General features: G+C 38.7%; 9 protein-coding genes and 3 pseudogenes. 11 read left to right on the top strand and 1 reads right to left on the bottom strand.

The features are described 5' to 3' along the window. The first annotated feature begins 48 nt into the window (after window positions 1-48). From HT678_RS00840 to HT678_RS11375, 9 genes and pseudogenes are all read left to right on the top strand, one after another. Window positions 49-1,065 carry a glycosyltransferase family 2 protein gene (locus tag HT678_RS00840; RefSeq protein WP_000771879.1) on the top strand — a complete coding sequence of 339 codons (1,017 nt, stop codon included), beginning with the start codon at window positions 49-51 and terminating at the stop codon, window positions 1,063-1,065. 115 nt (window positions 1,066-1,180) lie between these two features. After that, window positions 1,181-2,599, top strand: a pseudogene (locus HT678_RS00845) (PavB family fibronectin-binding SSURE repeat adhesin); the annotation flags it as partial. Between the two features lie 120 nt (window positions 2,600-2,719). Further along, window positions 2,720-2,968: pseudogene (locus HT678_RS11855) on the top strand (LPXTG cell wall anchor domain-containing protein); the annotation flags it as partial. A 166-nt stretch (window positions 2,969-3,134) separates the two neighbouring features. Next, window positions 3,135-3,833, top strand: a complete 699-nt coding sequence (locus tag HT678_RS00850; RefSeq protein ID WP_000520643.1) for a response regulator transcription factor — start codon at window positions 3,135-3,137, stop codon at window positions 3,831-3,833. Then, window positions 3,830-4,882, top strand: a complete 1,053-nt coding sequence (locus HT678_RS00855) for a HAMP domain-containing sensor histidine kinase (protein ID WP_000769775.1) — start codon at window positions 3,830-3,832, stop codon at window positions 4,880-4,882. The genes HT678_RS00850 and HT678_RS00855 overlap by 4 nt, the downstream gene beginning before the upstream one ends. A gap of 194 nt (window positions 4,883-5,076) precedes the next feature. Further along, window positions 5,077-5,688, top strand: a complete 612-nt coding sequence (gene rpsD / locus HT678_RS00860) for a 30S ribosomal protein S4 (protein ID WP_000092760.1) — start codon at window positions 5,077-5,079, stop codon at window positions 5,686-5,688. 163 nt (window positions 5,689-5,851) lie between these two features. Continuing rightward, the gene (locus tag HT678_RS00865; protein ID WP_001101480.1) at window positions 5,852-6,139 is read left to right on the top strand and encodes a type II toxin-antitoxin system RelB/DinJ family antitoxin; all 288 of its coding nucleotides are present in this window, start codon (window positions 5,852-5,854) and stop codon (window positions 6,137-6,139) included. After that, the gene (locus HT678_RS00870) at window positions 6,129-6,476 is read left to right on the top strand and encodes a type II toxin-antitoxin system RelE/ParE family toxin (RefSeq protein ID WP_000395510.1); all 348 of its coding nucleotides are present in this window, start codon (window positions 6,129-6,131) and stop codon (window positions 6,474-6,476) included. Before HT678_RS00865 ends, HT678_RS00870 begins: the two co-directional genes overlap by 11 nt. Window positions 6,477-6,564: 88 nt before the next feature. Then, window positions 6,565-6,776 (top strand): annotated as a pseudogene (locus tag HT678_RS11375) (IS3 family transposase); the annotation flags it as partial. Between the two features lie 124 nt (window positions 6,777-6,900). On the opposite strand, the gene HT678_RS00875 reads toward HT678_RS11375, so the two are convergent. Next, window positions 6,901-7,755, bottom strand: coding sequence for an Rgg/GadR/MutR family transcriptional regulator (locus HT678_RS00875; RefSeq protein WP_000427006.1), 855 nt, complete (start codon window positions 7,753-7,755; stop codon window positions 6,901-6,903). A gap of 92 nt (window positions 7,756-7,847) precedes the next feature. On the opposite strand from HT678_RS00875, the gene HT678_RS00880 reads away from it, so the two are divergent. Together HT678_RS00880 and HT678_RS00885 are read left to right on the top strand one after the other, a co-directional pair. After that, window positions 7,848-9,086, top strand: coding sequence for a caspase family protein (locus tag HT678_RS00880; protein ID WP_000722389.1), 1,239 nt, complete (start codon window positions 7,848-7,850; stop codon window positions 9,084-9,086). A gap of 12 nt (window positions 9,087-9,098) precedes the next feature. Continuing rightward, window positions 9,099-10,181 carry an N-acetylmuramoyl-L-alanine amidase family protein gene (locus HT678_RS00885; protein ID WP_000868697.1) on the top strand — a complete coding sequence of 361 codons (1,083 nt, stop codon included), beginning with the start codon at window positions 9,099-9,101 and terminating at the stop codon, window positions 10,179-10,181. The last annotated feature ends 336 nt before the right edge of the window (window positions 10,182-10,517 follow it).

The following is a 10,517-nucleotide window of genomic DNA, read 5'->3' on the forward strand; positions in this document are numbered from 1 at the left end:
TTTGATTTTCATTGAGTAAGAAAAATCAGTCCCCTAAAGGAGTAGATTATGAAGTTATTGTCTATCGCCATTCCTAGCTATAATGCTGCAGCCTATCTTCATTACTGTGTGGAGTCGCTAGTGATTGGTGGTGAGCAAGTTGAGATTTTGATTATCAATGATGGGTCTCAGGACCAGACTCAGGAAATCGCTGAGCGTTTAGCCGACAAGTATCCTAACATCGTTAGAGCCATTTATCAGGAAAATAAGGGCCATGGCGGTGCGGTCAATCGTGGCTTGGTAGAGGCTTCTGGGCGCTATTTTAAAGTAGTTGACAGTGATGACTGGGTGGATCCTCGTGCCTACTTGAAAACTCTTGAAACCTTGCAGGAACTTGAGAGTAAGGGTCAAGAGGTTGACGCCTTTGTGACTAATTTTGTTTACGAAAAGGAAGGTCAGTCTCGTAAGAAGAGTATGAGCTACGAGTCAGTCTTGCCTGTTCGGCAGATTTTTGGCTGGGACCAGGTCGGAAATTTCTCCAAAGGCCAGTATATCATGATGCACTCGCTGATTTATCGGACAGATTTGTTGCGTGCTAGCCAGTTCCAACTGCCTGAGCATACTTTTTATGTCGATAATCTCTTTGTCTTTACCCCTCTTCAGCAGGTCAAGACCATGTACTATCTGCCTGTCGATTTCTATCGTTATTTGATTGGGCGTGAGGACCAGTCTGTCAATGAGCAAGTGATGATTAAGCGCATTGACCAGCAACTTAAAGTCAATCGACTCTTGGTAGACCAGCTTGATTTATCCCAAGTGAGCCACCCCAAAATGCGAGAATATCTGCTGAATCATATCGAGATTACGACGGTGATTTCCAGTGCCCTGCTCAATCGAGCAGGTACAGCAGAGCATTTGGCAAAAAAACGGGAGCTGTGGACCTATATTCAGCAGGAAAATCCAGAGGTTTTTCAGGCTATCCGTAAGACCATGCTTAGCCGTTTGACCAAACATTCAGTCTTGCCAGCTCGCAAACTGTCCAATGTCGTCTATCAAATCACCAAATCTGTTTATGGATTTAATTGATATAAGTATTTTATAAGAGGGATTTAAGAAAAATTTTAACTTTTTCTTAGTCCTTTTTAATTTTAGGATATTATACTAGAGTCATCAAATAAAGAAAAACTCTAAGGAGAACCCTATGAAATTCAATCCAAATCAAAGATATACTCGTTGGTCTATTCGCCGTCTCAGTGTCGGTGTTGCCTCAGTTGTTGTGGCTAGTGGCTTCTTTGTCCTAGTTGGTCAGCCAAGTTCTGTACGTGCCGATGGGGTCAATCCGACCCCTGCTCAAGTTGTACCTGAAGAGACATCGGGAACGAAAGAGGGTGACTTAGCAGAAACTCAGGGAGATACTGTTCTTGCTCAAGCGAAACCTGAGGTCGTTGCTGGAAATACGAACTCACTTTCTACACCTACAGAAGTAACTGAAGTGAGCGAGGAGACAAGCCCTTCTCGTCTGGATACACTTTTTGAAAAAGGTGAAGAAGCTCAAGAAAATTCAGAGCTAGCAGATGTCTTAAAAGAAGCTGTAGATACAGCTGATGTGGATGGGAAACAAGCAAGTCCAGAAGATATTAAAAAAGCTGTCGATGAGGATGTTAAAGACAGTATCGATGTCCCAGCGGGCTATCTAGAACAAGCCAAAGCTTCCGGTCCTTTCTTGGCTGGTGTAAACAAACCGCTTAAATATGAACTTTTCGCAGGAGATGGTATGTTGACTCGTCTCTTGCTCAAAGCATCTGACAAGGCTCCATGGTCAGATAATGGTAAGGATAAAAATGAAAAAATTCCACCAGTGAAAAATTTACCTGATGGCAAGTATTACTATCAAGTATCTTTGAATGGTAACACTACAGGTAAGCAAGATCAGGATTTATTAGATACACTTCGTACTAATGGTACAAATACCTATGAAGCTACCCTGACTGTCTATGAAGCAGCCGGTGATAAACCAAATTTGAATAAGGTTGTCAAGGAACGTAAAGTCAATATTACCTTGAACGGTCTTGTAACAAGAAGCGATGTCAAATCTGCAGTTAAAAACAACGTTAAAGACAGTATCGATGTTCCAGCAGCCTACCTAGAACAAGCCAAGGGTGACGGTCCATTCACAGCAGGTGTCAACCATGTGATTCCATACGAACTATTCGCAGGTGATGGCATGTTGACTCGTCTCTTGCTTAAGGCATCTGACAAGGCTCCATGGTCAGATAACGGCGACGCTAAAAACCCAGCCCTATCTCCACTAGGCGAAAACGTGAAGACCAAAGGTCAATACTTCTATCAAGTAGCCTTGGACGGAAACGTGGCTGGCAAAGAAAAACAAGAACTCATCGACCAGTTCCGAGCAAACGGCACTAAAACCTACAGCGCTACAGTCAATGTCTATGGTAACAAAGATGGTAAAGCAGATTTGACAAATGTCGTAGCAACTAAACAAGTTACTATTAACATAAATGTTAAAGAAACATCAGACACAGCAAATGCTTCATTCTCATCTTCTAACTCTGGTTCTGGCGTGACTCCGATGAATCACAATCCTGCTACAGGTGCGACTCATCAAACAGCTGCTGACCATAAGGACATGATGGCACCAGCCAAAGAGACTGATAAAGCAATGCCAGCAAATGACCAAATGGAAAAATCAGGTATGAAGACTGAGACTCCAGCTCCAAGTACTACAGATAGCATGCCTGCTGACACCATGACAAGCTCTACCAATACGATGGCAGGTGAAAATATGGCTGCTTCTGCTAACAAGATGTCTGATACGATGATGTCAGACAAGATGATGTCAGATGATAAAGCTATGCTACCAAATACTGGTGAAGCTCAAACATCAATGGCAAGTATTGGTTTCCTTGGGCTTGCGCTTGTAGGTTTACTCGGTGGTCTAGGTTTGAAAAACAAAAAAGAAGAAAACTAATCAGCTAAGGAAATAAATGATGGATAGTGGGCTGACTAAGGCTAGTTTACCAACTCAATCAGCAATCAGGACTTTCTTTCAATAGCAGATTAAAATCATCGTAAAACAATAAAAATAGTGTTATACTTAAAGCAGTATAGCACTGTTTTTATCAAAGGAGAGACAGATGGGAAAGACAATTTTACTCGTTGACGACGAGGTAGAAATCACCGATATTCATCAGAGATACTTAATTCAGGCAGGTTATCAGGTCTTGGTAGCCCATGATGGACTGGAAGCGCTAGAGCTGTTCAAGAAAAAACCGATTGATTTGATTATCACAGATGTCATGATGCCTCGGATGGATGGTTATGATTTAATCAGTGAGGTTCAATACTTATCACCAGAGCAACCTTTCCTATTTATTACTGCTAAGACCAGTGAACAGGACAAGATTTACGGCCTGAGCTTGGGAGCAGATGATTTTATTGCTAAGCCTTTTAGCCCACGTGAGCTGGTTTTGCGTGTCCATAATATTTTGCGCCGCCTTCATCGTGGGGGCGAAACAGAGCTGATTTCCCTTGGCAATCTAAAAATGAATCATAGTAGTCATGAAGTTCAAATAGGAGAAGAAATGCTGGATTTAACTGTTAAATCATTTGAATTGCTGTGGATTTTAGCTAGCAATCCAGAGAGAGTTTTCTCCAAGACAGACCTCTATGAAAAAGTCTGGCAAGAAGACTATGTGGATGACACCAATACCTTGAATGTGCATATCCATGCTCTTCGACAGGAGTTGGCAAAATATAGTAGTGACCAAACGCCCACTATTAAGACAGTTTGGGGGTTGGGATATAAGATAGAGAAACCGAGAGGACAAACATGAAACTAAAAAGTTATATTTTGGTTGGATATATTATTTCAACCCTCTTAACCATTTTGGTTGTTTTTTGGGCTGTTCAAAAAATGCTGATTGCGAAAGGCGAGATTTACTTTTTGCTTGGGATGACCATCGTTGCCAGCCTTGTCGGTGCTGGGATTAGTCTCTTTCTCCTATCGCCGGTCTTTACGTCGTTGGGCAAACTCAAGGAGCATGCCAGGCGGGTAGCGGACAAGGATTTTCCTTCAAATTTGGAGGTTCAAGGCCCTTTAGAATTTCAACAATTAGGCCAAGCTTTTAATGAAATGTCCCATGATTTGCAGGCAAGCTTTGATTCCTTGGAAGAAAGCGAACGAGAAAAGGGCTTGATGATTGCCCAGTTGTCGCATGATATCAAGACTCCTATCACTTCAATCCAAGCGACGGTAGAAGGGATTTTGGATGGGGTTATCAAGGAAGGAGAACAGGACCATTATCTAGCAACCATTGGACGCCAGACGGAAAGACTCAATAAACTGGTTGAGGAGTTGAATTTTTTGACCCTAAACACAGCTAGAAATCAGGTGGAAACGACCAGCAAAGACAGCATTTTTCTGGATCAGCTCTTGATTGAGTGCATGAGTGAATTTCAGTTTTTGATTGAGCAGGAGAGAAGAGATGTCCACTTGCAGGTAATCCCAGAGTCTGCCCGGACTGAAGGAGATTATGCTAAGCTTTCTCGTATCTTGGTGAATCTGCTCAATAACGCTTTTAAATACTCTGCTCCAGGAACCAAGCTGGAAGTGGTGGCTAAGCTGGAGAAGAACCAGCTTTCAATCAGTGTGACCGATGAGGGGCAGGGCATTGCCCCAGAGGATTTGGAGAATATTTTCAAACGCCTTTATCGTGTCGAAACTTCGCGTAACATGAAAACAGGTGGGCATGGTCTTGGTCTTGCGATTGCGCGTGAATTGGCTCATCAATTGGGTGGGGAAATCACAGTCAGCAGCCAGTACGGTCTAGGAAGTACCTTTACCCTCCTTCTCAATCTCTCTGGTAGTGAAAATAAAGCCTAAAACCCCTTTACAAATCCAGCTATTCATGGTAAAATAGATTTTGTGTGAAATATCAGCAGGAAAGCATGAAGCTCGTCAACAGGTGTCTTATGATAAGTAACCTTGGCTGTTTAGGCGAAGGGCATCTGCACGAATCAGGGCTTTCTAAGTGACTATTTCCACCGAAATATTATTTATATCAGGAGGACATTCACATGTCACGTTATACAGGACCATCTTGGAAACAATCTCGTCGCCTTGGCCTTTCACTTACAGGTACAGGTAAAGAATTGGCACGTCGTAACTACGTACCAGGACAACACGGACCAAACAACCGTTCTAAATTGTCAGAATACGGTTTGCAATTGGCTGAAAAACAAAAACTTCGTTTCACTTACGGTGTAGGTGAAAAACAATTCCGTAACTTGTTCGTACAAGCTACAAAAATCAAAGGCGGGATCCTAGGTTTCAACTTTATGCTTCTTTTGGAACGTCGTTTGGATAACGTTGTTTACCGTCTTGGTCTTGCGACTACTCGTCGTCAAGCTCGTCAGTTCGTAAACCACGGTCACATCCTTGTTGACGGGAAACGCGTTGATATCCCATCATACCGCGTAACTCCAGGTCAAGTGATCTCAGTTCGTGAAAAATCATTGAAAGTTCCAGCAATCCTTGAAGCAGTAGAAGCTACTCTTGGACGTCCAGCATTCGTATCATTCGACGCTGAAAAATTGGAAGGTTCATTGACTCGCTTGCCAGAACGCGACGAAATCAACCCAGAAATCAACGAAGCACTTGTCGTTGAATTCTACAACAAGATGTTGTAATATTTTATTAAATATGATAGGCTGTAAAGCCTTGAAACTAAGCACTTTAGGCCTCTATCCTAGAGTGCTTTTTTGATTTCTCTTAGTATCCAGCTATAATCGTTGAGACATAACTAGACCGATATAGTCCAAAGTGATATAATAGTCTAAAGGAGGTGCTACCATGAATGTTTTAGAAAAAAACACACAGGTAAATTTTAAGACTAACAGAGACTTGTTAGAGAAAGCTAAAGCTATTATCACAGCGCAAAATCTTGATATGACAGCCAGTTTTAACTTGTTTTTAGAACACATTGTAGAAAATAAAGCCTTGCCATTTGAAACTCAAGTAGATAAAGAAAGAGAAGAACTTCTATCAAGGTTGCGTGCTGAAATTGCTCGTAGCTTTGAGGATTTAGAACATGGAAGAACTTACAGTCTTGATGAAGTGAGGGCTAACCTTGGAATTTAACGAGAAGGCATATAGCATCATTATCTCCGAAACGGTACAAGAACAGCTAAGAGGTATTAAAGATTATATCTCAGCTAACTACTTTTCAGAACAGGCAGGAGCAAACACAGTTAAGAATGTTCTTTATGGTTTGGAGCGTCTTGAAGTCTTCCCAGAAGCAGGATTTGATGCTGACGAAAGAGTAGGAGGGATTATATACCCACCCCACAAAACTCGATGCATCATTTTAGGAGATTACCTAGCATTCTATCATATTTTAGAGGACAGAAAAGCTGTCTTTGTATCAGATATTATTCATAGCAAACAGGACTACATCCGCTTGTTCAAGAAAAAATAGCGCCTATATATGAACTGCACCCCAAAAGTTAGATTTTTTCTGTCTAACTTTTGGGGTGCAGTTCAATTGGAATGTCCTTATTTTTATTATGGGATTGACAAATGAGGTTAAGGTTCAGATCTATGAACTTAGAAAGCAAGTACAAATCTTTAATCAGCTTTCAAAAAGATTTTGTGTAGATGTTTCGGGCTAAGGTATGTGACAAGATGAATTGATCGTTATGGAATAGAGAGTGTTAAAAATGGGAAGAATCGTTACTATTCCCCTGAATTAAAACAAGAAATAATCAATAAAAGCCTATATAATAACAAATGTATTAAAACTAAGAAAGACTTAGCTCAGTGTAATACAGAACCAAATCTTATAGATAAATTATTTGTCTAATTTTTTAGGAATTATATCTCTAAACAATATCATTTAACAATTAAATTGTTAGATCTAGCTTAAATTTCTGGTTTAATTCATTTATTGTATCACTATCATTATATTCCTTAAATATTCTCATAGCTTTAGAACATTCTTTTTTACCTAACTCTATTTGATTAGTTTTTATAAGATAAATACCTTTTAGGAAGAGTAAATAATTCTTTTCAAAATAATATCCTTGTCTGGTCAGTAAATTTTCTAAATCATCTATAAAAAATTGAGCGTTATTTAACAAATTATTTTTTAATAATAATTCTAAATTAAATAAATATAAAGGAATTACTCTATGTGTTCCCATATTTGTTTTTAAAAAATGTCGTGTTTTCTTGATTACCGCTCTATATAATAAGCTTATGGTTTTAGTGTTCATAAAAAACACCGAATTATAAAAAATTTTCAGTTCATACTCCATCCAAGTATCTACCGAAAGCAAATACTTTATTATCTCATTGCATTTAGATGTATTATAAGGAAGATTTACAAGGCGATTAATCTGTTGTTCAGCAATCAATTTTATGTGAAAATTGCATAAACTTCTTTCCTGCTTTTGTTTTAGCTCTATTTTCTTTATTAGTTCTTGTAACAAAATGATATCTGAAGAGTTTACAGCATGTTCTAATTCTTCAAAAAAGCATTCTTTTTTGGAATAATAGCAATGAACTAATTCTTCAAATTCCGAAAATGATATCCCCAGGCGATTTAACAATATGTAAAAATGATCAATAGATAATTTTGTAATCCCATTTTCGAAACGAGAAATAGTTGACTCACTAATCTTATCACAAGCCAAATCTTTAAGACGAAAATTTTTTGAAATACGGATATCCTTTAAAACTGCTCCAAAATTTTCCATAGTATTCCTCTTCCATTTCTGCAAAAAATAAAACCTGTTTTTTTATTTGTGATATGATTATACAAAAATAAAACAGAAAGGACAATATGATTATGAAAAAAATTTTATTGTCATCAGTTGCTTTACTGAGCCTAGTGGCAACACTACCAGTAAATAGTCCAGTTTCTGCTCAAGAATCTATCTCTCCCAAGTCTTATAGTCACTCTAATGGCAGTTGGATTCAATCGAATAGCCGTTGGTGGTATAAACACTCTGACGGTTCTTACACTAAAAACGGGTGGGAAAAGATCAATGAAACCTGGTACTATTTTGATAGTGAAGGTTGGATGAAAACAGGTTGGTTTAATGAATATGGAAATTGGTATTATCTAGATACTAGTGGTGCTATGAAAACAGGATGGTGTTTGATTTCTGGTAGTTGGTACTATTTAAATACTAGCGGTGTCATGCAAACTGGCCTACAGACTATCGAAGGAAAACAATATTATTTGGCTGCCAGCGGTGCTATGCAGACAGGTTGGCACAATATTGGAGATGATACTTATTTCTTTGCTAGTAGTGGAGCAAGACAAACGATTAATCGCCGTGCTTTAGTTCTTGGTGAAACATCAACGAGAGCAGTACCTATCGAAGACGTTAATGCTATGGAAAAGGTTTTTGGTAACCAAAACTTTAGTAAAGTTGTTCGTTTCCCAGATAAAACTAAGTCCGAGATTATTGCAAAAACGCAAGAGCTTTTCAAATCTTCTATCGAAAGCGATGTGAACTATCTTTACCTTACTTGTCATGGAGGAAGAGACGGAAGAATCTATCTTGGTAGCGATGGTCAGACATTTTCAGGCTGGGAATTGGCATCTATACTGAAACAATATAAAGGTAAGTTTGTGGTTATGCTGGATTGTTGCTATTCAGGAACAATTATAGATGTAGGTAAGTCAGACAAAAAGGTTGCCTCCAAGTCTGAAGAAAAATTTGATGAACAAGCATTTTTGGCAGGATTTTCAACAGGAGATGTAGCAAGCAAGAATGGTGAAATGCTTGATTCTAAATTCCTCGTACTATGTGCCTCTTGGAAAGGCGAAGAATCGTATAGTGTAGTCGGAGTAGGTAGTCTTGCCACCAGATACTGGGCAATGGGTACAGGTTGGGATTCACTTCAAAATAGAATGATTTCGCCTATGGCAGACACCAATACTAACGGAAAAATTACTTTAGAGGAACTGTATCAATACTCTTATCCTCTAGTCCTTGAAGCTGCATCACAAATTCACGAAGAGCAACATGTATCAGTTTATCCTAAAAACAGTCAATTTGTTTTATTCCAAAAATAAGGAGTTAAGAAAATGAAAGTATCAAAAAAAATCACACTATTTGGTTTATCTCTAGCAGGTCTAGCTTTATTAGCTTTCCCTCATTCAGGTCAAGCCTTTGAGTTGGAAGAAGAATGGGTTATTAAGGGTGGGGTTAAGTATCAAGATGGCAAAATTCTTCGATTTAACAATGGCCATGAAGTGGATATCAAAGTCTTGGATTTGCCAAAAACTGAGAAAATCGAGTGGACGGTTAGTCTCAATGGTCAAGATCAGACTATCAATTTCCTAGGTCAAGAAAAGGACAAATCTATGGTCGGTACAGAGGGGCGTTACCTGAATTTCTATGTACCTTATGGCTATAGAGGAGATATCAAGGTAGAAGCCAAGAGCGGAAATGAAGTAAAGACCTGGTCCACTAAAGTAGTAGATGATGTATATAATGATGGCGGAAAGAGTGGTTACTTCCGTATTGACGAATCAAATGATCAACACACCTACCTTGATGCAAAATGGGACTATCAAACTAAGACCTACACTGCTACCTTACCAGAGACTCTCAATGGTCAAAAAGTGTTTGCTTGGGAAGACGACTATGTAGAATTGAAACTTCAAAAACCAGGAGTTATCAGTCATTCCTACAGAGGGGGAGGAGCCTTCAAAATACTTTATCCGATTCTAAAAGCAGAAAGCTGGCTAAAAAAGAATTACAGTGAAAAGTGGTACTATCAAAAACAAGGTCAATTAGTTAAAAATGCTTGGGTTAAGGACAAGGGAACTTGGTACTTTATGAATGATAAAGGAGTCATGTTCAATCAAACTTGGCTCTATCAGGGTGGCAACTGGTATGCCTTTAAATCATCAGGAGCTATGATTGCTAGCAATTGGCTATATGATAATAACTCTTGGTATTACCTAAAGGACTCAGGTTCTATGGCGACAGGTTGGATCAAAGATAGTGGATCTTGGTATTATCTAAACAACTCAGGTTCTATGGTAACAGGATGGGTAAAAGATAGTGGATCTTGGTACTACCTTGCTTCAACTGGTAAGATGCTTCACAACACCTATACACCTGATGGTTACTATGTAGATGCCAGTGGCGCTTGGAAATAAATTTTAAACAGAGAAAATCTACTGAGAAGGTAGGTTTTCTTTTTTAGTCAGTGAATAATATATAGTAGATTGAAACTAGAATAGTACATCTGGACTTCTAAAACATTACTAGAAATTGATTTGATTGTCCTGATTGATTTGTCCTATTTTTATTTCATTTTACTATAGAATAAAGTAGATCAGAAATTTAGCAGGGTTATTCTCTTTTACTAACAATCTGCTTACAAAAATTAAACAAGAGTATTTTAAAAATTAGACCCATTGTGAACTTTAGTAGTAAACAAAAATCTGGGAAAAAAGTTTTATAGTCATTTAGTTTTTAAAAAGCGTTCCAAA

The sequence above is a fragment of the Streptococcus sp. 3167 genome (assembly GCF_013277175.1).
Taxonomy (GTDB): Bacteria; Bacillota; Bacilli; order Lactobacillales; family Streptococcaceae; genus Streptococcus; species Streptococcus pseudopneumoniae.